The sequence below is a fragment of the Streptomyces sp. NPDC049837 genome (assembly GCF_040674455.1).
Classification (GTDB): Bacteria; Actinomycetota; Actinomycetes; order Streptomycetales; family Streptomycetaceae; genus Streptomyces.
The window spans coordinates 352,847-374,742 of record NZ_JBFAMP010000006.1 but is presented as its reverse complement, the minus strand read 5'-3'; the positions used below and the strand labels follow the sequence as shown (position 1 = coordinate 374,742).

Annotated in this window: 19 protein-coding genes, 3 tRNA genes and 1 pseudogene; 10 read left to right on the top strand and 13 right to left on the bottom strand. The window is 70.2% G+C overall.

All coding sequences use genetic code 11. The annotated features are described in order from the left end of the window. The first annotated feature begins 24 nt into the window (after positions 1-24). On the top strand, positions 25-1,131 hold the full coding sequence (locus AB0J57_RS19475) for an RNA polymerase sigma factor (protein ID WP_366129598.1): 1,107 nt from the start codon (positions 25-27) through the stop codon (positions 1,129-1,131). Between the two features lie 10 nt (positions 1,132-1,141). Here the strand turns inward: AB0J57_RS19475 and AB0J57_RS19470 are convergent, their stop codons facing one another. The 4 genes from AB0J57_RS19470 to AB0J57_RS19455 all read right to left on the bottom strand — a co-directional run bounded on the left by AB0J57_RS19470 (position 1,142) and on the right by AB0J57_RS19455 (position 6,647). Continuing rightward, positions 1,142-3,082, bottom strand: a complete 1,941-nt coding sequence (locus tag AB0J57_RS19470) for an ABC transporter ATP-binding protein (protein ID WP_366129443.1) — start codon at positions 3,080-3,082, stop codon at positions 1,142-1,144. Further along, the gene (locus AB0J57_RS19465; protein WP_366129441.1) at positions 3,082-4,815 is read right to left on the bottom strand and encodes an ABC transporter ATP-binding protein; all 1,734 of its coding nucleotides are present in this window, start codon (positions 4,813-4,815) and stop codon (positions 3,082-3,084) included. Before AB0J57_RS19465 ends, AB0J57_RS19470 begins: the two co-directional genes overlap by 1 nt. 65 nt (positions 4,816-4,880) lie before the next feature. Next, the gene (locus AB0J57_RS19460) at positions 4,881-6,323 is read right to left on the bottom strand and encodes an FGGY family carbohydrate kinase (RefSeq protein ID WP_366129440.1); all 1,443 of its coding nucleotides are present in this window, start codon (positions 6,321-6,323) and stop codon (positions 4,881-4,883) included. Positions 6,324-6,344: 21 nt separating this feature from the next. Next, positions 6,345-6,647, bottom strand: coding sequence for a YtxH domain-containing protein (locus AB0J57_RS19455; RefSeq protein ID WP_366129439.1), 303 nt, complete (start codon positions 6,645-6,647; stop codon positions 6,345-6,347). A 170-nt stretch (positions 6,648-6,817) separates the two neighbouring features. Between AB0J57_RS19455 and AB0J57_RS19450 the strand changes: the two genes are divergently transcribed. From AB0J57_RS19450 to AB0J57_RS19430, 5 genes are all read left to right on the top strand, one after another. Continuing rightward, positions 6,818-6,890: transfer RNA gene (locus AB0J57_RS19450), tRNA-Asn, on the top strand. A gap of 5 nt (positions 6,891-6,895) precedes the next feature. Further along, a tRNA-Asn gene (locus AB0J57_RS19445) sits at positions 6,896-6,968 on the top strand. A gap of 187 nt (positions 6,969-7,155) precedes the next feature. Then, positions 7,156-7,232 (top strand) — tRNA-Ile (locus AB0J57_RS19440). 239 nt (positions 7,233-7,471) lie between these two features. After that, complete coding sequence (locus AB0J57_RS19435; protein WP_366129438.1) at positions 7,472-7,648, top strand: hypothetical protein; 177 nt, start codon at positions 7,472-7,474, stop codon at positions 7,646-7,648. Further along, on the top strand, positions 7,645-7,818 hold the full coding sequence (locus AB0J57_RS19430) for a hypothetical protein (RefSeq protein ID WP_366129437.1): 174 nt from the start codon (positions 7,645-7,647) through the stop codon (positions 7,816-7,818). Before AB0J57_RS19435 ends, AB0J57_RS19430 begins: the two co-directional genes overlap by 4 nt. Positions 7,819-8,029: 211 nt before the next feature. Here the strand turns inward: AB0J57_RS19430 and AB0J57_RS19425 are convergent, their stop codons facing one another. Next, positions 8,030-9,145 (bottom strand): pentapeptide repeat-containing protein, encoded by a 1,116-nt coding sequence (locus AB0J57_RS19425; protein ID WP_366129436.1) that lies wholly within the window; start codon positions 9,143-9,145, stop codon positions 8,030-8,032. A gap of 417 nt (positions 9,146-9,562) precedes the next feature. Further along, positions 9,563-10,351, bottom strand: a complete 789-nt coding sequence (locus AB0J57_RS19420; protein WP_366129435.1) for a hypothetical protein — start codon at positions 10,349-10,351, stop codon at positions 9,563-9,565. A gap of 278 nt (positions 10,352-10,629) precedes the next feature. Here AB0J57_RS19420 and AB0J57_RS19415 point away from each other — a divergent pair, with 278 nt between their 5' ends. Beyond that, positions 10,630-11,472 carry an alpha/beta hydrolase gene (locus tag AB0J57_RS19415; protein WP_366129434.1) on the top strand — a complete coding sequence of 281 codons (843 nt, stop codon included), beginning with the start codon at positions 10,630-10,632 and terminating at the stop codon, positions 11,470-11,472. Positions 11,473-11,511: 39 nt separating this feature from the next. Here AB0J57_RS19415 and AB0J57_RS19410 read toward each other — a convergent pair whose 3' ends face one another. Both AB0J57_RS19410 and AB0J57_RS19405 read right to left on the bottom strand, forming a co-directional pair. Next, positions 11,512-12,402, bottom strand: a complete 891-nt coding sequence (locus AB0J57_RS19410; protein WP_366129433.1) for a hypothetical protein — start codon at positions 12,400-12,402, stop codon at positions 11,512-11,514. Between the two features lie 347 nt (positions 12,403-12,749). Next, positions 12,750-13,244, bottom strand: coding sequence for a response regulator transcription factor (locus tag AB0J57_RS19405; RefSeq protein ID WP_366129432.1), 495 nt, complete (start codon positions 13,242-13,244; stop codon positions 12,750-12,752). 190 nt (positions 13,245-13,434) lie between these two features. Between AB0J57_RS19405 and AB0J57_RS19400 the strand changes: the two genes are divergently transcribed. Both AB0J57_RS19400 and AB0J57_RS19395 read left to right on the top strand, forming a co-directional pair. Further along, complete coding sequence (locus AB0J57_RS19400) at positions 13,435-13,761, top strand: hypothetical protein (protein ID WP_366129431.1); 327 nt, start codon at positions 13,435-13,437, stop codon at positions 13,759-13,761. Positions 13,762-13,764: 3 nt separating this feature from the next. Further along, a complete protein-coding gene (locus AB0J57_RS19395; RefSeq protein ID WP_366129430.1) occupies positions 13,765-13,926 on the top strand; it encodes a hypothetical protein in 162 nt (53 codons plus the stop codon). 163 nt (positions 13,927-14,089) lie between these two features. Here the strand turns inward: AB0J57_RS19395 and AB0J57_RS19390 are convergent. From AB0J57_RS19390 to AB0J57_RS19380, 3 genes and pseudogenes are all read right to left on the bottom strand, one after another. Then, positions 14,090-14,781: pseudogene (locus AB0J57_RS19390) on the bottom strand (transposase family protein). A gap of 223 nt (positions 14,782-15,004) precedes the next feature. Continuing rightward, positions 15,005-16,090 (bottom strand): hypothetical protein, encoded by a 1,086-nt coding sequence (locus AB0J57_RS19385; RefSeq protein WP_366129429.1) that lies wholly within the window; start codon positions 16,088-16,090, stop codon positions 15,005-15,007. Positions 16,091-16,276: 186 nt separating this feature from the next. Beyond that, positions 16,277-19,075, bottom strand: a complete 2,799-nt coding sequence (locus AB0J57_RS19380) for an AAA family ATPase (RefSeq protein ID WP_366129428.1) — start codon at positions 19,073-19,075, stop codon at positions 16,277-16,279. Between the two features lie 167 nt (positions 19,076-19,242). On the opposite strand from AB0J57_RS19380, the gene AB0J57_RS19375 reads away from it, so the two are divergent. After that, entirely contained in the window at positions 19,243-19,590 is a 348-nt protein-coding gene (locus AB0J57_RS19375; protein WP_366129427.1) for a hypothetical protein, read from the top strand. 93 nt (positions 19,591-19,683) lie between these two features. Here AB0J57_RS19375 and AB0J57_RS19370 read toward each other — a convergent pair whose 3' ends face one another. Beyond that, the gene (locus AB0J57_RS19370; protein ID WP_366129426.1) at positions 19,684-20,418 is read right to left on the bottom strand and encodes a hypothetical protein; all 735 of its coding nucleotides are present in this window, start codon (positions 20,416-20,418) and stop codon (positions 19,684-19,686) included. 161 nt (positions 20,419-20,579) lie between these two features. After that, the gene (locus AB0J57_RS19365; protein ID WP_366129425.1) at positions 20,580-21,737 is read right to left on the bottom strand and encodes a low temperature requirement protein A; all 1,158 of its coding nucleotides are present in this window, start codon (positions 21,735-21,737) and stop codon (positions 20,580-20,582) included. Positions 21,738-21,896 lie beyond the last annotated feature (159 nt).

Below are 21,896 nucleotides of genomic sequence, written 5' to 3'. Positions count from 1 at the left end.
GCCCCCGACCCGGCAGCGATCACCATGGAGGTCGCCCTCGTGCAGCCCCGGACCCTGACCGACATCGACGCGGCCACGGCCACCGCCACCGCCGTGCCCGTACAGGGCATGCGGCCGCACCACCCGGAAGCCCTGCCCGACGCCGTGACCGATCCGGACGAACCCGAGCACGTGCCGCTTCCCAGCCGCAGCCGTGCCGCCGCCGATTCGGGCGGCGGCAGCGCCTCCTCCGACCTCTTCCGCCAGTACCTCCGCGAAATCGGCCGCATACCGCTGCTGACCGCCGCCGAGGAGGTCGAGCTGGCCCGCCGCGTCGAGGCCGGCCTGTTCGCCGAGGAGAAGCTCGCCAGCACCCCCGACCTGGACTCCCAGCTCGCCCTGGACCTCGACCGGCTGGTCGTCATGGGCCGGATGGCCAAGCGCCGCCTCATCGAGGCGAACCTGCGGCTCGTGGTCTCCGTCGCCAAGCGCTACGTCGGCCGCGGCCTGACCATGCTCGACCTCGTCCAGGAGGGCAACCTCGGCCTGATCAGGGCGGTCGAGAAGTTCGACTACGCGCGCGGCTACAAGTTCTCGACGTACGCGACCTGGTGGATCCGCCAGGCCATGTCCCGCGCCCTCGCCGACCAGGCGCGCACCATCCGCGTCCCGGTCCACGTCGTCGAGCTGATCAACCGGGTCGTACGGGTCCAGCGCCGGATGCTCCAGGAGCGCGGCTGTGAACCCACCCACGACGAGGTCGCCGCCCACCTCGACCTGGCGCCCGAGCGGGTCGGCGAGGTGCTGCGCCTCGCGCAGGAGCCGGTCTCCCTGCACGCCCCGGTGGGGGAGGAGGACGACGTCGCGCTCGGCGACCTCATAGAGGACGGCGACGCCGCGTCCCCCGTCGAGTCCGCGGCGTTCCTCCTGCTGCGCGAGCACCTGGAGGCCGTGCTGTCCACGCTCGGCGAGCGCGAACGCAAGGTCGTCCAGCTCCGCTACGGCCTGGTCGACGGCCGGCCCCGCACCCTGGAGGAGATCGGACGGATCTTCGGCGTGACGCGCGAACGCATCCGCCAGATCGAGTCCAAGACCCTCAACAAACTGCGGGACCACGCCTTCGCGGACCAACTGCGCGGCTACCTGGACTGAACCGCCCCCGTCAGTCGACCTCCGCCACCGCCTGCGCGAACTGCGCCGCGTACAGGCGGGCGTAAGCGCCCTCCGCCGCCAGCAGCTCCTCGTGCGAGCCCTGCTCGACGATCGCGCCGTTCTCCATCACCAGGATCACGTCCGCGTCGCGGATGGTCGACAGCCGGTGCGCGATGACGAAGCTCGTCCGCCCGTGGGCGAGGCGGGCCATCGCCTTCTGGATGAGCACCTCCGTACGGGTGTCGACGGAGCTGGTCGCCTCGTCCAGGACGAGGATCACCGGGTCAGACAGGAACGCCCGCGCGATGGTGATGAGCTGCTTCTCGCCCGCGCTGACGCCCGCGCCCTCGTCGTCGATGACGGTGTCGTACCCGTCCGGCAGGGTCCGGATGAACCGGTCGGCGTGCGCGGCCCGGGCCGCCGCCTCGATCTCCTCCCGCGTCACCGGGCGCGAGGCGCCGTAGGCGATGTTGTCGGCGATCGTGCCGCCGAACAGCCAGGTGTCCTGGAGCACCATGCCGATGCCGGAGCGCAGCTCGTCCCGCGTCATCCCGGTGACGTCCACCCCGTCCAGCAGGATGCGGCCGCCCGTCACCTCGTAGAACCGCATCAGCAGATTGACCAGCGTGGTCTTGCCGGCGCCCGTCGGGCCGACGATCGCGACCGTCTGGCCCGGCTCCACCGACAGGGACAGGTCCTCGATGAGCGGCCGGTCCGGCTCGTAGCGGAACGACACCTTCTCCAGCGTGACCCGCCCGGCGGGTTCCCAGACGCCGCCCGGCACCGGAGCGGTGTCCGGCTCCTGCTCCTCCGCGTCCAGCAGCTCGAAGATCCGCTCCGCCGAGGCCACCCCGGACTGCACCAGGTTCGCCATCGACGCCACCTGCGTCAGCGGCATCGAGAACTGCCGCGAGTACTGGATGAACGCCTGGACGTCGCCGATGGACAGCGTGCCGGACGCCACGCGCAGCCCGCCCACCACCGCCACCAGGACGTAGTTCAGGTTCGAGACGAAGAACATCAGCGGCTGCATGATCCCGCTGTTGAACTGCGCCCGGAACCCGGCCTCGTACAGCGCCTCGTTCTGCTCCCGGAAGTCGGCCGCCGCCTCGCCCTGCCGGCCGAAGACCTTCACCAGGGCGTGCCCGGAGTACATCTCCTCGATGTGGGCGTTGAGCCTGCCCGTCGACTTCCACTGCTGCACGAAGTGCGGCTGCGACCGCTTGCCCACCCTCGTCGCCACGAACACCGACAGCGGCACCGTCACCAGCGCGACCAGCGCCAGCAGCGGCGAGATCCAGAACATCATCACCAGCACCCCGACGATGGTCAGCGCCGAGTTGATGAGCTGGCCCATCGTCTGCTGCATGGTCTGCGAGATGTTGTCGATGTCGTTCGTCGCCCGGCTCAGCACCTCACCGCGCTTGGCCCGGTCGAAGTACGACAGCGGCAGCCGCTCAAGCTTGGCCTGCACGTCCTCCCGCAGCCGGTACACGGTCCGGTTGATCACCCGGATCGACATCCGCGTCGACACCAGCATCAGCAGCCCCGCCGCCACGTACACGACCAGGACCACCATGAGTACGCCGCCGACGGCGGCGAAGTCGATGCCCTGCCCCGGGTGGAAGTCCACCCCCGACAGCATGTCCGCGAGCCCGTCGTCCCCGTCGGCCCGCAGCCCCGCCACGGCCTGCTCCTTGGTGAGCCCGTCCGGCATGTCCCGCCCGACCACCCCGGCGAAGACCAGGTCGGTGGCCCGCCCCAGGATCATCGGCCCGACCACCGTGAGCGCCACGCTCAGCACCCCGGCCGCCAGCATCGCCCACAGGGTGGCCTTCTCCGGCCGGAGCTGCCGCAGCAGCCGCCTGCCCGACCCCTTGAAGTCCATCGACCGCTGGTCGGGGCCCGCCCCGGCCGCCGCCATCATCCGTCCTGCCGCCGGCCCCGCCATCAGGCAGCCTCCGCCTCGGTCAACTGGGAGAGCACGATCTCCCGGTACGTCTCGTTGTCCGCCATCAGCTCGTGGTGGCGGCCCGTCCCCACGACCCGGCCCTCGTCGAGGACCACGATCCGGTCGGCGTCACGGATCGTCGACACGCGCTGGGCGACGATCACCACCGTCGCCTCGGCGGTCTCCGCCGCCAGCGCCGCCCGCAGCAGCGCGTCCGTCGTGTAGTCCAGCGCCGAGAAGGAGTCGTCGAACAGGTAGATCTCCGGCCGCTGCACCAGCGTCCGCGCGATCGCCAGGCGCTGCCGCTGCCCGCCCGACACGTTCGTCCCGCCCTGCGCGATGGGCGCGTCCAGGCCGTGCTCCAGGTCCCGGACGAAGTCGGCGGCCTGCGCCACCTCCAGCGCGTGCCACAGCTCCTCGTCGGACGCGTCGGGGTTCCCGTACCGGAGGTTCGTCGCCACGGTCCCCGAGAACAGGTACGGCTTCTGCGGCACCAGCCCGACCGTCCGCGCCATCAACGCCGGGTCCAGCTCGCGCACGTCCACGCCGTCGACCAGCACCTCGCCGCCCGTGACGTCGAACAGCCGGGGCACCAGCCCCAGCAGCGTCGACTTGCCGCTGCCCGTCGACCCGATGATCGCCGTCGTCTCGCCCGGCCGGGCCACCAGATCGACCCCGCGCAGCACCGGCTCCTCGGCGCCCGGGTAGCGGAAGTCCGCGCCCCGCACCTCCAGGTGCCCGCGCCGCCGCAGTTCCCGCACCGGGGCCACCGGCGGGATCACGCTCGACTCCGTACGCAGCACTTCCTCGATGCGCTCGGCGCACACCTCGGCACGCGGCACCATCATGAACATGAACGTGGCCATCATCACGGCCATCACGATCTGCATCAGATAGGCCAGGAACGCCGTCAGCGCGCCGATCTCCATCCCGCCGCTGTCGATGCGGTGCGCACCGAACCAGACCACGGCGACGCTGGAGACGTTCACGACCGTCATCACGGTGGGGAACATCAGCGCCATCAGCTTGCCGGTCGACATCGACACGTCGGTCAGGTCGGCGTTGGCGCGCTCGAACCGCTCCCGCTCGTAGGCGTCCTTCACGAAGGCGCGGATCACCCGGTTGCCGGTGATCTGCTCGCGCAGCACCCGGTTCACCGTGTCCAGCCGCTCCTGCATCGTCCGGAACAGCGGCCGCATCTTCTTCACGATCAGTGAGACGGAGACGCCCAGCACCGGCACCACCGCCAGCAGCACCCCGGACAGTGGCACGTCCTGCCCGAGCGCCATGATGATGCCGCCCACGCACATGATCGGCGCCGACACCATCAGCGTGAACGCCATCAGCACCAGCATCTGCACCTGCTGGACGTCATTGGTCGTCCGCGTGATCAGCGACGGCGCCCCGAAGTGCCCCACCTCCCGCGCCGAGAACGACTGCACCCGGTCGAAGACCGCCGCCCGCACGTCCCGCCCGAGCGCCGCGGCGGTGCGCGCCCCGTAGTAGACCGCGCCGACGTTGCAGACGACCTGCACCACCGAGACGGCGATCATCAGTGCGCCGAACGTGAGGATGTAACCGGTGTCGCCGCGTACGACACCGTTGTCAATGATGTCCGCGTTGAGCGTGGGCAGATAGAGGGTGGCGCAGGTCTGCAAGAGCTGAAGCGCCACCAAGAGGGCTATGGGCCGCCTGTACGGCCCCAGATGGATCCGGAGAAGTTGTCTGAGCACGGTTCAACTATCGCCGGACGTGCCCCCGCTTACGACTCGGTTTCCCGGCCCTTTGCCGCACTCCGCTACGAGGAGAAGGCTCCGGGGTGCAACTGCTCGCGCGTCGCGCCGTACTGCTGACGCACCGCCTGGCCCACCGCGAGCTCCTCGCCCGGCTCGAAGACCTGCGCCGCGGCGCCCTGCCAGGCCGGCGGCGCCTGCGGCGACAGCACGCCCTGCGAGACGCCCAGCGCCCACGCCGCCTGCCGCGCCGCACCCAGCGCCGCGTAATCGGCCGGCTGGGGGACGACCACCTGTGCGCCGAAGATCGCCGGCGCGGCCGCCTGCACAGCGGGCAGCTCGGCCGCCGCCCCCAGCAGGAACACCCGCCGCACCTCCACGCCCCGGCCGCGCAGCACGTCCATCGCGTCCGCCAGCGAGCACAGCATGCCCTCGAACGCCGCCCGCGCCAGGTGCTCGGGCTTCATCGACTCGCGCCGCAGCCCGCTGAGCGTGCCGGCCGTGTGCGGGAGCTGCGGGGTGCGCTCACCCTCCAGGTACGGCAGCAGGACGAGCCCGGAGGCGCCCGGCGTCGACTTGAGCGCCAGCGCCGACAGCTCCTCCAGGCCCCCGTCCAGGCCCAGCATCTCGGCGGTCCCGCGCAGCGCCCGGACCGCGTTCGACGTGTACACGACCGGCAGGTGCATCCCCGCCGCGTCCGCGAACGCCGTGATCATCCCACGCGGATCGGCCAGCGCCTCGTGGTGCACCGCCATCACGGAACCGGACGCCCCGAGCGACACGACGGCGTCCCCGATCCCGAGCCCAAGCCCGAGCGCGGCCGCCATGGTCTCGCCCGTACCGGCCGAGATCAGCAGGCCCTCCGGCGTCATCCCGGCGGCCTCGGCGGGCCCCAGCACCTCCGGCAGCGCGGCCTGGTGCCCCAGCGCCAGCTCCACCAGATCCGGCCGGTACGCACCCGTCCCCGCCGACCAGTACCCCGTCCCCGACGCGGCCCCCCGGTCCGTCGTCCGCCGCACCGGCCGCCCCAGCAACTGCCAGACCAGCCAGTCGTGCGGCTGGAGCACCATCGCCACGCGCGCCGCAGCCTCCGGCTCCGTACGCGCGAGCCACCGCAGCTTCGACACGGCCATGGCCGACTGGGGTACGGCCCCGACGGCCTCGGCCCACGCCTGACGTCCCCCGAACGCCTCGACCAGGTCCGCGGCCGCCACCTGGGCGCGCTTGTCGTTGCCCACCAGCGCGGGCCGCACCAGCGAGCCCTGCCGGTCCAGCGGCACCAGCCCGTGCTGCTGCGCGGAGACGCCGATGGCCTGCACGCCCTCCAGCAGCCCGCCCGAGGCGGCCTCCCCGAGGGAGAGCAGCCACGCCTGCGGGTCCACCTCGGTGGCCTTCGGCTCGACGGGATGCGGCGCGTAGCCCTGCCGCAGCACCGCACCCGTTTCCGTGTCACAGACGACGATGCGCGTGAAACCCGACGAACTGTCCAACCCGGCGACTATCCCCATGGGGACAGATTCTGCCGCACGCTAGGTGTTACTGGTTCCCCACTCGTCCTCGCCGCCTCCCTGGCTGCGTTCCTTCAGCGAGCGCACCCGCTCGGCGACCGACTCGGGCATCCGGTCGCCGACCTTGTCGCTGACGGTGTGCAGCGCCTTGCCGGCCACCTCCCGCCCGGTGTGCGCGGCCGTCTCGGCGGCGTTGCGCACGGCCGGGTTCTGCGAGAACTGGCGCGCCGACTTGCGCAACTGCTCGTACTTCTCCCGCCCGGCTCGTGTGCCGAGGACGTAACCGATGGCCAGTCCAACGACGAACGTGAGCTTGTACCGCATGGCTGCCACCTTCCGTAGGCGTCGGTGCTGGCCGCCTACCCGTAAGGGCCGGAGATCACCCCGGGGAACCGATTGGCGGAGCACCCCCCTGCTTGCGCTAATGTATGTGTCGCAGCGAGCGAGCGCCGCCCGGGAGACCCCAGGTGGGTACGTTCGGTGCAACGCAGCAATCCCCTGTAGCTCAATTGGCAGAGCAGCCGGCTGTTAACCGGCAGGTTACTGGTTCGAGTCCAGTCGGGGGAGCGCGATCCCCTGTAGCTCAATTGGCAGAGCATTCGGCTGTTAACCGGAGGGTTGCTGGTTCGAGTCCAGCCGGGGGAGCGGTGCAGGAAGAGGGTCCTTCGGGGCCCTCTTCCGCATTTTCCGCCCGGATACCGCTCCGGATGGAACCGCGCGGGCCGCAGGGCAGTCCTCATGGTCGTGCGTTGCCGACCATCCGGAGCAGGAGATCGTATGAGCGGCTATGCTGCGGCAGACGGCGCGCACAAATGTGCGCGACGCGCCGTAAGGGGCGGTAGCTCAGCCGGTTAGAGCAGCGGACTCATAATCCGTCGGCCGTGGGTTCGAGTCCCACCCGCCCCACCAGGCGCTACGCGGGCAGAATCGTTTCTACCTGCGGAAACGTGAGAACGGGGGTCGCCACTCCAGGGTGGCGACCCCCGTTCATCCGTTCAGACCAAGATCCAGAGGCCCTACAGGGGCCCGGAGGACGCCGGCCGGGTCTTGAGCGCAGCAGGGAGGTCACCCTGCCGTCGGGCGGTGGGCAGCACCCTGGGCTGCCCGGCCAACAGACTGACCCAGGCCCTTCCGAGGAAGTTGACCGCATGACCACGCACGACCAGCACGGCCGACACGCCCACGACCACGACCGCCTCTTGCGCAGGGTGGGTCTGGGGGCGGCGCTCGGACTCGCCGGCCTGGCGGCATTGCTGTGGTTCGTCGCCGACGCCACCGCCGCCAAGGAGTGTTCGACACCGGCTACGGACTCGGCGACAGCATGAGCATGACCGAGGAGGGCTGCGAGGTCACCGTACGGGCCGCTGAAGGGGCACGCAGCGCCGTGCTGCCCACCCTCAGCGAACCATTGGCGACAGCAGCCCTGGTCACAGCGGTGGCGAGTGCTCTGCCTCCCACCATCTGCCTGTGGCTGGTCACCCGCCGCCCACGCTGATGCCTCGCCGGGCGGACTGGCGGGTCCGGCGAGGGGCTTGACCGACCGCGGTTCCTACGCGCGGCTCTCCCGCAGATTCAATGACGAGTTCCCCTGCTCCGAGGCCCTTGAGCCGGACGGGGTCTCGCGTCCCTGTCGTGCTCGGGCTCGCTCGTCACGCCACAGGCCCCCATATGGAAGGAGCTCCGCCAAGGGAGCCTCCGGACGTGGCCTAGCACCGCGGGCAGGTGACGCCGGCCCGACGCCAATCAAAGCCGTCCGGCCACAGCGTGGCGCGGTCGGCGACCGCGCCGCGTAGGTCCGCCCCCTCCACATGAGCTCCACTGAGATCCGCCCCGACAAGGTAAGCGTTTCGGAGATTGGCTCCCTGGAGGTTCGCATGTTTCAGCTTCGCCCGTGCGAGCCCCGCGCCGCTCAAGTCCGCGCCCTGCAATTGTGCGTTGGAGAGGTTTGCTTCTCTGAGAGACACACGGTAGTCGGGGTGGAGATGGTTCTGAACGGTCGAGTGCATGTCGCTGTTACGCAGGTCTGCGAACCGCATGTTGGTGAAAATGAGGTTTGCGTCAACCAGTTTGGCGCCCGGCATGTCCACCCATGCAAGGCTGAGCCGGCTGAGGTCCAGGTGTGGATCCGTCGGTGCGGTTCGGCGTCGAGCGATCACTGTGGCCGCAGCTTGCACATCGGGGTCGAGTTCGGGCTCAGGGATCCGATACTCGCCCGTTTCCCGGGGTGGTGAAGGGGTGGGAGCCGGCGACGCGGTGGACTCTGGCCGCCTGCCGGCACGGCGGTGCAGGTAGGCCACGAGCACCTCGATGACGGGCAGGCGGCTGTCGGGCGACTGCCTCGCGATCTGCTCCAGTCCGTAGACGCCGCCGATTCGTGTCTCGGTGCGTTCACTGCCGAGTTGATCGATGCTACGAGTGAATCGTTCGCTGGCCTGGCCTTGCCGGGTCAGCTCTCTGTTGGAGGCGGCCTGTCGCCCGTCTGCGAGGAGCTGCTGAAAGGCCAGAAATGCGCCTGCCAGTACAGCGAGCCCCGCGATTGCTTGCAACGCCGTCGTACGCAGCTCATTCTGAAGCTTCAACCGGGCATCCGTCAGTTCCCAACGGTCCCGTTCGCCAAGGCGCTCCAGGGCATGACGCGGGATCGGCGGGGCGACCCGTTTCGGGAGCACAACGACCCAGAAGACCAGGAGTACCACGAGCACGGCGATGCCCAATGCCGCGAGCACCCGGGGCGCGATGGTGAAGGCGGCGAACGAGACGCACACCACCAGCAAGATGGTCCAGATCAGCCGGTGCCACTGAAATCCGGGTCGGTCTGCCATGCGCACCCTCGGCTCAACAGTTCACGGCTTCGGCCATGGAGGCATCCAATGGATTCCGACAGCTCGGGGCCGGACGACGCTGTCCCTGGCATCGACGAGTCCGGCCTTCGTCATCCACCTCCTCAGTCATGTGCAAGGTGTCGCGGGTGGATTGCGAACGCACTTGATCCACGCACCTTCGGTGATCTTGTTGATTGCGACCGGTCCCACTCGATACCCCTATTGGCTGTCGGCGCCGGTGGCGACCTCCGGGCGGCCCTCGAGCGCCCGGCCGAGGGGAGATCCGGGCTCCTGCGATCTGAGGACGCCCCGTCCCGCGCCGAACAGAACCCTTGGCGCGGTGGCGTGCAGCATCACTTCACCTGCCGGGCGCTCCACCACTGGTTCTGGCGGGCGTCCCAGTGCAGTACGCGGGTGCTACGCGTCATGGCGTGCCACCTCCTGCGTCGTCGAGGTGGTCGGCGGGGTCAGGGGAGGGTAGAAGAAGCCGCGGCCGACTTCCGGGTCCCAGCCGCGGATCGGCCGGCCGGGCTTGAGGATCGACAGGCTGGGTACGCCGCCGCTGCCGAGCCAGAAATGGATGTCCCAGATGCGCGGGTGCTGGAGGCCGGGCGGGCAGGGGGCTGGGGTGCATTCGTCCGGCAGGATGGGCAGTTCGTTCGGTTCCGCACCGGGGAATGCTTCGCCGAACCTCGGTGGGGCGGGGATGTTCTGCCAGGTGTCGGCCGGATGGATGCTGCGTTCGTGTACGAACCAGTCGGCGCGCTCGATGCACGGCAGCGCCTGTGGCCAATCGGCGTAGCTGTAGCCGCTCGGCGCGTAGGCCCAGCCGACCAGTGTGTAGGGGAAGTCGGGCCCGTCGGGGTCGATCACGTTCTCGGCGCGTGGGTCGGGCGCGTAGAGCAGCACATCGGGCCGCCCCGGCTCGACCACCGCACCCTCCACCGGTTCGAGGGTGTCGACGATTCCGACGCCCATGTTCCGGGCGCTGGCGAAGCGGTGGTCCAGGAAGTTGTACGCCGTCTGGCTGGCGAGGCGCGGCCGTCCCAGTTCCCGTAGCTCCTCACTGTTGTTGAGAACCCGGTGTTCCTCCCCGATCAACTCCAGCACGCGCCGCTGGTCCTCCCGCAGGGCCGCCTGCCGCTGCTCGTGCGTGCACTCGGGCTGCTGCTTGTGCTGTGGTGTGGCCGTGGCGGACGGCGTCACTGCCGTTCCCAGAGCCAACTGGCAAACAGCGAGCAGGATCCAGCAGCGATGGCGGAATCTCTTCGGTGGTGCGCACATGTGTCGCAGTTTGTGCGGTGCGGCCGCGCTACGCGTGCGACAGGGCCGTCGGCTGGCCCGAACGGACCACCGAAGAGCGGGGCTCCCGCGCTCGTCCCCCACGGCGCGGCGGCGAGCGTGGCTGCGGACGGTGCTGATAGAGACCTGCGTGGCGTCGCTCGGGCGAAACCCGTCGCCCATTCCCGTAGAGGAGACATGCCATGCCTCAGGTACGCGCCGACGATGTGAATCTCTACTACGAAGCCGTAGGCGAAGGCGAACCGCTCGTCCTCGTCCACGGCTCGTGGAACGACCACAAGAGCTGGCAGCCCGCGATCGAAGCCGACCTTCGCGCGTCCTTCACCGTGATCACGTACGACCGCCGCGGCCATGGCCGGAGTGAGACGGCGCCGGGCCAGGGCACCCGAAGACAGGACGAGGACGACCTCGCGACGCTGATCGAACAGCTCGGTCCCGCCCCCGCGCACGTCGCCGGAAATTCCTTCGGCACATCGATCGTCCTCGGCCTGGCCGCACGCCGGCCCGAACTGTTCCGCAGCATCACCGTCCACGAACCCCCGCTGATCGGGGTCGTGGCCGACGACCCGGACTCCATGGCACAGCTACAGCCGACGATGACCTCGTTCGACGCGGTGATGGACCACCTTCGCAACGCCGAGAACGAGCAGGGCGCACGCCTGTTCGTGGAGGAGGTGGCCATGGGCCCCGGCATGTGGGACCAGTTGCCTGCTGCCCTGCGCGAGACGTTCGTGACCAACGCCCAGACATGGCTGGACGAACAGACAGACCCGACCTGGGCCGTACTGGACCTCGACGGGCTCTCCGCCTGCACCGTGCCGGTACTGCTGAGCCGCGGCAGCGCCAGCCCCACCTGGTTCTCGACGGTCCTGGAACGGCTGGCCATGGCCATGCCGCAAGCACAGCGCCAGACCTTCGAAGGCGCCGGCCACATCCCGCACGTCACTCACCCACAGGAATACGCCGCTGTCCTCACCAGGTTCATCCGGGCAGCGGGTCCCGACGCACCCTCGCCCGGCCAGTGAACGTCGACACCCCGGGAGTCGGCACCGCTGCCCCGGGATTCAGCTTGCGTCCGGAGGCGGGCATTGGGCACGTGGCGTGGGCTGCGTGTCCCTGGGGCGCACCGTAACGGCGATGTCGTCCCGCTCGAACGCCGCGGTGCCGATGGGGTCGCTGAAGGATCCGTCTTCCCCGCAGAGGACCTGGGCGAGCTGGCTGCCGGGGGCAGCGGTCACCTGGCCTCTCGCCAGGCCAAGGCCGGTGAGCGTGAATGCGCCATCGATCACCATCCAGCCCCGTTCGTTCGTACTGAAGTGGCCGGCGGTGTACCTCTGCCTCGGTACCGGGAGCGGGCGGCCGACGGTCGCGTCAATGCGGAAGTGTGAGGGTGCGCGGGGCGACTGCACCTCGAACGTGAAGTCCTGCACCGGTTGCGTGGGGTCGTCGAAGCTCAGATCCCATGCCAGGTCGGGCAGGAACACGGCCCCTCTTCCTTCTTCACCGCCTTCTTCACGGAGCAGACTGATCAGGTTCCGGTTGTTCGACACCAGCCAGAGCTGGTAGGTGCGCACGAACGTCTCGGTCTCACCCTGCGGTGTGTTCGCCAGCGGGACCCGGAACGCCGCGTAGACCGTCTCCTGCGTCGACGTCTGTCCGTTCGCACGCTGGACGGTCACCTCGTCACAATGGGTGGCGCCGATCGATAGCGGCACCCTCTCTTCTCCGGGGTCGGTCGGATCGGGCTCGGTCGCGAGCGTGAACTCGGCAGGGACGAGGTACCGGATGTTCTCGTCGGGGACGCCGGGGTTCGCGTTGACGGAAACGCAGCCGTCAAGCAGTGCCGAGCCCGAGGGCGGCGGCTGTGCTCCGGCGCCCGGTGCGATGAGGGCCAGCAACGCGCCCCCGACCACCATCACCGCCGTCAGCGTTCTCCCACCGTGCTCGCAGAGCATGCGCCTCTCCTCATCATCCACCGCTCACGCCTCGGCCCTCCATGGAATGGGCGCCGGACTCACCGCTGAATATCCGTGACCGGATGCACGAATCTGCGCTACGAGACCGGAAACGGCCGTCGCTTCACTCCCCTGCGCCCTCAACACCGCCCGAGAGGTCAGCCCCGGCCGCCGGAGCCTGTGGCAGGAGATGCGCATGGCCTCAGGAGCGTCGTGCTTCCGCCCTCGGGCGAAGAGGGCGGGGCCTTTCTCGTCGGTTAGGCACTCCGCCGCGTGGGAGCTCAGACGCGTGGGAGCTCAGAACCTCAACTGCCCCGGCACTCGACCTGCGTTGATGAAGTCAGGCGTCACTGGGTGGTAAGGAGGCCGGCCCGGTCCGCCAGGAGCGCGGCCTGAACCCTTCTACTGACGTCGAGCTTGCCGAGGATCGAGCTGACGTGGTCCTTCACGGTTCCCAGGCCCAGGTGGAGGCGCAGCGCGATCTCGGCGTTCGAAAGCCCGGCGCCCAGCAGTACGAGGATCTCCCGCTCTCGACCGGTGAGGCGGGAAAGCTTGCCGGCCGACGCCTCACGCGTGACGTCGGTGAGGAAGCGCACGGTCAGAGCCCTGCTGATGTCCGCCGAGAACATGGTCCAGCCGTCGGCCAAGAACCGGACCAGTGGGATGAGCTGCTCGGCCGGAGTGGTCTTGAGGACGTATCCGGACGCTCCGGCGGCGAGCGCGGCGGCCACATGCTCCTCCTCCAAGGAATGGGAGAGCACACAGACCCGCGGTGGCCGTGACATGGTCCCGATCCCGTCGGCCAAGGCGTCGGCGCCGCTGGGGCAGGCGTCGAGGAGCACGACCCGTGGCTCCTCCTGGTGGATCGCCGTCACGGCGCCGGTCACGGGGACGGCGGCGGCGACATCGAGATCGTCGGCCTGAGCGAGAACGTGCTGGACGCCGCCGCGTATCAGGGGTGCTCATGACCATCGGGTGATCGCGGGACCGCAGCCCGTGGTCCCCGGCCCCGCGTATGAGCACGAGGCATGGATGAAGATCAGAGTCATTTCCGCGATGGTGCTGGGGGCAGTCGCGTTCGGTGCGGTCCCGGCGCAGGCCGTGGATCCGCGGCAGGAGTACAACACCGCGAACTGCTACTTCGACAAGAGCAAGAGCGGCAAGGAGAAGGAAAAGTACTGCAAGGCCCTGCTGGGGAAGGACCTGACCCAGAAGGACAAGGGGTGCCTGAAGCGGGCCGGTATCGCGGGAGCTACCGCGCTCACGGTCGGTAGGATCGACAACAAGAAGGCGAAGGAAATAGTGGTAAACGCAACCGGTGCCGCGCTTGCCGCATGCTTCTCATCGAAGGTCGGGTAAAGCATGGCGCTCAAGATGGGCATCTTCGGTGCCTGGATCGCGATCCTCGTCCCGGTCAACGCTTACCTGATCGAACCCGCGTGGGGTCAGTTGGTCTTCACCGGAGTCTCGGCAGGTCTCATGACCTACGCTCAGCACAGGACGGACCCGAAGCGGGCCGGCTGAGCCGACACACTCGGTGCCGCCGACAGGGCTGAGGGCCTCCCGGCCTCGGCGTGCGCACCACAACCCCGGTACCAATCCCGGCGGCACCGGGGCTTGCGCGACCGGCCCGGCCCGGCCCTTGGTACACCGACGTCACCTTACGAGCCGAAGTCAGTGAGCTATTTCAGCGTTGGCGCTCCAGGGTGAGGACGGCAGCGGCGATTGACGACATTCGATTCGGGCTACAGCGCGCGTGGTGGAAGATCCGCCAGGACTTCAGGCGGGCCACGCCCCGTTCGACCGGTGCCCGTACTGCCGAGAGCGCGCGGTTGACGGTGCGCTGGGTTGGTGACAGGTGGCGACCGGGTGGGCGTCTGACCGGTGTGCTGACCCACGGTCCGGCGCCGATGTAGGCGCGGTCGGCAAGGATCGGGACGCCTTGGCGTTCGCAGAACCGGATGATCCGGTGGGTGCGGGCCGCGGTCAGGTCATGGGTCCGGCCTGGCAGGGCGGGCGAGATCCACAGCAGGCGTCCGGTCAGATCGGTGACCACCTGGACGTTCACGCCGTGGCGGCGGTGCTTGGCGGAGTAGTCCGCCCGGCCGTCGCCGAGGCGGTCGCAGCGGCGAGGGTGCCGTCGAGCAGGACGAAGTCCGGGTCGGCTTCACGCAGGACTTTGAGCAGGCCAGGTGCCCGCAGCGCGAGCAGGTCGACCACGCTGTGGGTGTAGGCGTGGGCGGTGCCCACCGAGATGCCGAAGCCGGCGGCGATCTGCGCGAGGGTGTCGTGCTGGCGCAGGTACACCAAGGCGACCAGCGCGCGCTGGTGCGGTGGGAGCTTGCAGCGGCGGTCACCCTCACGGGTGACGATGAGCATGGTGACTCACTCAACCAGCGCGTGCGGCAGGTCGAGTGCGGCAGGATGGGAAACCAACGAGGCTCCTGTGCCAACGGGTTGAGACTTCGAACGCCTCCCCCAACGGCACAGGAGCCTCGTGCGTTGCGGGTCCCGCCGCCGTGAGGCAAACGGCTTGTCGCACACTCTGACGCGGCGGCACTTCTTCCACCGACTGCGGAGGGTGTGTGACAGGCTCGACAGCTCATTGGATCAGGTCGGTGTGCGGATGCTCGGGAGAGGTCGGGCAGATGTAGATCTGCATGTTGTCGGTGCTGCCGACTTCGACCTTGGTCGGCTGCGAGGGGTTCTGGCCACAGCAATGACCGACGGTGTTGGCGGCGTAGGCGGCGGCCTGTTCTTCGAAAGGCGCCCAGCTGTGTCCCTCACCGCCGTCCCATTCGAAGGAGGCGATGGTCAGCAGCGGGACCATCTGTACATCACAGACAGTGCAGTATCGGGGGTTGGGATCGGTGCGGCCCCACGGAGGCCAGCCACCGACCTTCCAGCCGGGCGCGTCAGCCAGATGGATGTCATAGAAGTCCCGCGGACAGTCCGCGTAGGAGCTGTCCACCTCGGCACCGGCTGCCTGCCATCTGCTCCAGTCGTCCACCATCAGCAGCATCTGCGGGCTCAGATCGAGGCTGGCGGGGTACTCGGTGATCGCTTCCGGTGCCAGCACGCACGGTTCCGGCACATAGCCCTCATAGTTCACCTCGTACGGCTCGGGCGGTGTGGCGAGGATGTCGACGACCTCGGCGGCGGACCGCCAGAACAGCGCGGTCGACGGCTTCCAATTCGGATCGTGGTCGTAGGGACACCACAGAACCTGGAGCAGATCATCCTGTCCGGGTGGCCGCAACAGGGGTATGTCGCGCCGATACAGCTGGGCCACGGGCAGCATGGGGACCGGGCAGTCCGCGGGCAACGGAGGGCCTGCGTCGAGGCGTTCCGCGAGCCTCGCGGCGTTCCGTTCCTTGATCGCCTCCTCCTCGGGCGTTATCCCAGGACCATCGTGATCACCGTGCCACCGGGCCCGCATGCGCCTTATGAGCCGCACTTCGGCCGGCGACTGGCGGAACCCACTGTCACGGTGCAGGTGCGAGGCTTCGCAGTGCGGCCATGGCTCCTCAGCCGGCCACAGCAACGGCCCCCCGACCGAGCTCTCCCCGACCGAAGGCGAGCCGGGACGAGGGTGCAGCCGAATCGCAGGACGTGCCAACGGCGCCAGCTCGGGAAAGACCGCGGTCACGTCCACGGGCCGCGGCGGAGTAGTACGTACGAAAACCATGCCGGTGATCCTCTCACCAGCCACTGACAACCCCTGACTGCCTCAACGAGCTTCGGTGGCATCGGTGTTCAGGCTGGCCAAGCCCAACGCATGCAGCCTCGGCCACAGCGACAGCAAGCCTGCCTATGTGACAACTAGCGTGCTTCGGCTCAGCCATCACTCGATCAGTGGCCACTCTGAAAAAGCTCAGTGCCCGCGCTCGTCGTCGGCCGCCCACCGCGCCACCAGTTCGGTCCGGTTGGCACAGCCGAGTTTGCCAAGGATCTTGCGGACATGGGTCTCCACCGTGCGCTCGGAGATGAACAGGTCCGCGGCGATCTGCCGGTTCGTACGCGCCCGTATCACGAACTCCGCGATCTCGCGTTCGCGCCGTGTGAGCGGGTCCGTCTCGTCCCGCAACGCGGCGATCTCACCGAGCTGGCGCACCGCGGCGGCGGCCGGGCCGGGCTGGCCCAGTTGCTCGGCGATCGCCAGCGCCTCCCGGGCCAGTCCGGCCGCCTCCGCCAGCGCGCCCCGGTCGCGCCGCACGGCGGCGAGATCCAGGCACGTCAGCGCCACGTCCGGCCGCGCGCCCAGCACCCGATTGCGCAGCAGCGCCTCGCGCAGCAGCTCCTCGGCCTCCGCCGGGCGGCCCGCGACCGCGGCCAGACGCCCGAGGTCGCGGCTGACCGTGCCCGAGAAGTACGCCGTGGGCGTGCCGAGCGCGCCGGGGTACGGCCGGATCGGCGCGAGCTGGTCGTACACCAGCCGTGCGCCCTCCACGTCCCCGACCAGGGCGATCAGGTCGACCATGTGCAGTAGCACCGCCGGCCAGGACGGGTTCACCGTCGGAAGCGGCAGCATCGGGCGCAGCCGGGCGTAGGCCTCCCGTGCCTCGTCCAGCCGCCCCGCCAGGAACAGCGCCCGGGCCCGCACCGACAGCGGCAGCGGCCGGCGCGGCGCCCGGTCGAGGACGGGCCACATGTCCGCCGTCAGCTCCGCGGCGTCGCCGCGCACCAGGGCCAACTGGAGTCGCAGTACGTGGTTCATGGCGATCGCGGTCGCGTCCCCGCCCGCCAGGGCCAGCTCGGCGGCGTCGTCATTGTGGCGACGGGCGGCGTCGAAGCACCCCTCCAACAGGGCTCGCGCGGCGCTCACGCGCAGCAGGTGCCACCGCGCCAGCGGCAGTCCGCACCGGTCCGCCACCTCCTCGATGCCTCGGATGGCATCGTCCACCAGGTCCAGGCGGCCGAGCAGGTACCCGGCCTGTACGCGCCACTCATGGCCCATCACCGCGGAGAGGGGGTCGCCCAGCCGCTCGGCGCGGGCCACGGTCAGCTCGCCCAGGCGCAGCCGCTCGGGGGTGTCGTCCGGGTCGGCGAGGGTCATCTCGACCGCCCGGGCCGCGTCGAGTTCCGCCCGCGGGTCACCGGTGGACCTGGCCAGGGTGAGGGCGGCGCGGGCGTGTTCGGCCGCCGCGTCGAGCGCATCGAGATCGGCGGAGGCGGCGGCGAGTTGGGCGAGCAGCCGGGCACGCACCGCGTCCGGCAGGTCCTCGACCGCGAGCGCGGCCCGGCACAGCCGGGTGATGGCCTCCGACGCCTTCGGGAAGCTGACGCCCTGGAGGACAAGGGCGACGTCGGCGAGCAGCTCCGGCCGCCCGCCCTCTCGCGCCACGGCCGCCGCTTCCGCACAGTGGCGCAAGCAGGCGTCGTAGCGCCCGCAGAGGTACTCGGCGCGGGCCAGCTCGACGAGTGCGGCGGCGCGGTCCGGGTCCGCCGGGTCGAGTACGGCGGCGGCGTGCGCCAGGTGCCGGGCGGCGTCGTCGTAGGCGTGCCGCTCGCGGGCCAGTTCCGCGGCGGTCCGGGACCAGTGCGCGGCGGCGGCGCGGTGGGCGGGCTCCCGGCCGGCGCGCCGCCAGTGTGCGGCGATGCGGGCCGCCTCGGTGGGGTCGGCGGCCGCGGCCTGCTCCAGCTCCAGTGCCCGTGCGGCGGCCCGGTGCAGGGCACGGGTGGTGGCGGGGGTGGTCCGGCCGAGCACCTCGTCGCGTACGAGGTCGTGGGCGAAGCGGTAGGCGCGTCCGGTGTCCGCCGTGGTTTCGGCGGCGGTGAGGACACCGGCGTGCCAGGCCGCCGTCAGCGCCTCGGCGACGACGGTTTCGTCCCGCTCCGGCAGGACGGCGGCGAGCAGGCCGGGTTCGAGCCGCTCGCCGAGCACGGCCGCGGCCCGTACGACCTCCCGCTGCTCGGCGGTGAGCCCGGTCAGCAGCCCGCTGACGACGGTGCCGAGGTCCTCACTCGCGTGCGTGCGCAGGGCGGCGACGAGCAGCGGCAGCCCGCCCGTGCGCCGGTACGACTCCTCGGCCGCCTCCGCCGCTCCCGGCGCCTCCGAGCCCAGGCACTGGGCGACCTCCGCCTTGCTGAACGGTGCCAGGCGGAGCGTGTCGGCGCCGTAGCGGCGCAGGTCCGTAAGGGCTCCGGCGGCCTCCTCGGGCACCGGCTCCCGGACGGTGCCGAGTACGAGCAGCCCGCGGTCGTCCCCCTGCCCGGTCACCTGCCTGAGCAGATCGAGGCTGGCGGTGTCGGCCCAGTGCAGGTCCTCCAGCAGGACGAGCAGCGGGCGTTCGGCGGCCGCCGCGGCCAGCGCCTCGCTCATCCGTGCCAGTTCCAGGAACCGCGCCGCCGCCGCGTCGGCCGCGTCCGCCGGAGCCGCGGGAGCCCGCTCCGGCTGCCCCGGGGACAACCCCGGGGCGACCCCCGCGTGCCGCAGCGCGCGCTGCCACGGCCACAACGGGGGCGCCACCGCATCCCGGGGGCAGTGGCCCCGTACGACAGTGAGGCCCGCTGGCTCGGCGTGGCGGCGCAGCGCCTCGGCCGCGAGGGTGCTCTTGCCGATGCCCGCCGGACCCGCGAGCAGCAGCACCGATCCGGTGCCGTGCGCCGCGGCCTCGATCCGCCGGGCCAGGGACGCGAGCTCGGCCGCCCGCCCGACGAAGTCGCCTGCCATCCCAGCAGTATCCCGCGAGCGGGGGCGGTCAACACCGCTTCTGCGTACCGGGGTTCAGTACCAGTACTGACGCCCCGGGCGACGTACGGGGGCCATCGTGGGCGTACCGAATCCGGGGCCCCGCCTTTGCCGGAACCCCGCCGTCCGTCACTCGAAAGGAACCCCTCATGAGCATGAGCCCCGCCGCCCGACGCACCGGCTACGGCCTGGGCGCAGCCGCCTCGGTCCTCCTCGCCATGGCCCTGGTCAACTCGTCCCCGGCCGACGCCGCGGTCTCCCACCCGCTCGTGAAGTCGAAGTACTTCACGACGGGCAGCGCGACGATCACCTGCCCCGCCGGCTGGGTGGCCACAGGCGGGGGCATCGGCGCCGACCTCACCGCGAGCATGTACGTCGCGCGCACCGAGCCCTTCCGGAACTCCTCCGGCACGCCCGTCGGCTGGAAGGGCACCGTCACGAAGAAGGCCAACGGCTCCGGGGGCAGCGGCACCCTCTACGTCGTGTGTGCCCGCTGACGCGCCGACGGGTGCCGACCGGTCACGGCCGGAGCGATCCTGCCGTGACCGGCCTCGTCGTCATCGCGAATGACCGCCGCGGCGATGCCGGTCTCACCGGCTGGGCGGTTCCAGCATGGGGTTCCACTCCGTGACGCCTGTGACGTCGTGCTCGCGCAGGGCCTGCAGGTATGTGCCGATCTTCGCGGTCTTGACGCTTCCGTGGTGGCAGGCGAGCGTCCGCGGATGGACCGCCTCGATCTTGTCGAGGGCGCTGTCGAGGTGGGCTCGGGAAGGGAAGATGCCCACCGTCTTGTACGTCTCGATCATCGCCTCGGTCTGATCGGCATCGGTCATCGCACGCCCTTCTTCAGGGCCGATGAAGACGTCCGAGCAGAAGATCGTGCCGGTGGTGGGGTCGTACGGGAGCATCGACTCCCACGTGTGGACGTATGGCGTGATCAGGAAGCGGAGCCGGTGCGTGCCCAGGTCCAGTTCGCTGGAAGCGTCGACCGGGAGCGGGTCGCGCAGGGCGAAATCGCCGAGGTTGACCGCCACGCCGATCGGCGAGGCCACGGGGACGGCATGCGGCGCTTGGTCAAGGTAGCGGTTGAGCGCCCCGCACTCGTCACCCTCGAAGTGAGGGACGACGAGGTAGCGCAATGTGGAGGGGTCAACGACGCGGGACAGGGCTTGCCGGGTCTCGTCGAAGGAAAGCCGGAATCCGGTCTCGACGAGCGTCGGGGCCTCGTCTCGGATGACGAAGAAACTGGTCGTGAAGTCCTGGTCCGGCTCGGTCATCACCGTGATGCGGAAGATGTCCGGTGCGATCTCATCGACGGCGGCCATGGCGGCCTCCTCGCTGAGGGGTTTTGTTCAACGGTAGTCCCGGATCGCGTCGCCGGCCCATGGGGGGCTGAAACGGTGGTGGGCGGACGGTCGGGCTACGCCGTCGCGCCGGGCTTCGTCGGTCGTCGGGGTGTCCGGCGGATGAGAGCGCTGCAGGGCCTTTACGCATCAGGGAGGGACGCGGGGGGATCCGGCGGCCCATGGTCGTCCGGTCGGAGGTGGTCGGTGACGGCGACGGCCGTCAGGACGGCCGTCATGGCCGCCATGGGTGCCCAGCCGGCGAACGAGGTGGCCCAGCCCAGGGGGACCGCGGCAGTGGCGCCGAGGAGTCGGTCCCTGACCCGCCCGGTACCGAGTACGGCTCTGAGCGCGGCGTGGCCCAGGAGGAAGAGGGCGGTTCCGCAGCCGAGCCACCACGGGTGCGCGTGGCCGCTGAAGTGGTGGAGCGCGTCGGTGATCCCCGCGGCGATCAGGACGATCCCGATCACCATCACGAGCAGGACGATCCCGAACAGCCAGGCCATCGTCTGCCGCCGTGACAGGCCGGCTCGTTCCAGCGCCACGGCGACGCGGTCCTCGTCCTCGTCGAAGTACACCCACCAGACCCCCGCGGCGAGCGCGATGCCGAGGGTGACACCGATGGCCAGCCGGAGGCCGACGGCCTGTCCGCCCGCTCCGATACCGATGGCGACGAGGGATTCGCCGAGGACGATCAGGAGGATCAGTCCGTACCGCTCCACGAAGTGGCGGGGTTCGACCACGAAGCCCTGCATGCGGACGAGGACGGGCTGGAGGTAGAGGACGAGGACGGCGATGCCCCAGCACGCCCACGACCAGGCGGGCGGCACGTACAGCGCCAGCAGGATCAGCAGCCCGGCCGCCGTGTTGAAGGGGAAGCTGTAGCGGATCGCGCGACGTGCGGAGGGCTCGCTGGAGGTGAGGTAGAGCAGGAGGTGGATGAGGACGACCGTCAGATAGGCGAGGGGGAAGGCGAGGCCGCTCCGGTCGAAGGCGAAGGGCAGGTCGAGGCCCAGAATGAAGAACGCGACCATGGCCAGCGTCAGGACGAGCCGCACCTCGACGGCGTCGGGTCGCACCGCGTTGGTGAGCCAGCCGAAGCCCAGGAAGATCCACCACACGACCACCAGCGGCAGCAGGGCGTGCAGGAGCCCTTCGGCGCCAGGATGCGCTTCCACCTCGTGCGTCACCTGGGTGATGACGAACACGAAGACCAGGTCGAGGAACAGCTCGGCTCGGGTCACCGTGCCCTGGGCCGCTTCCGAGCGCCACCGGGGGCGCCGGGGTGGGTGCGCGTGCATGTGCCAGTCCTCGTCCACTCCCGTATCGCGTGGTGCTGCGGCCCGTGGGACGCCTCAGTGCTGTATCTCTACGTGTCCGGCGAGGCGGCTTGTCGCTCCCGCCCGGCTTTTCCCACGGATGGCTCCAGCACTGCTCTGCGCCGCCGGCACAGACCCGCG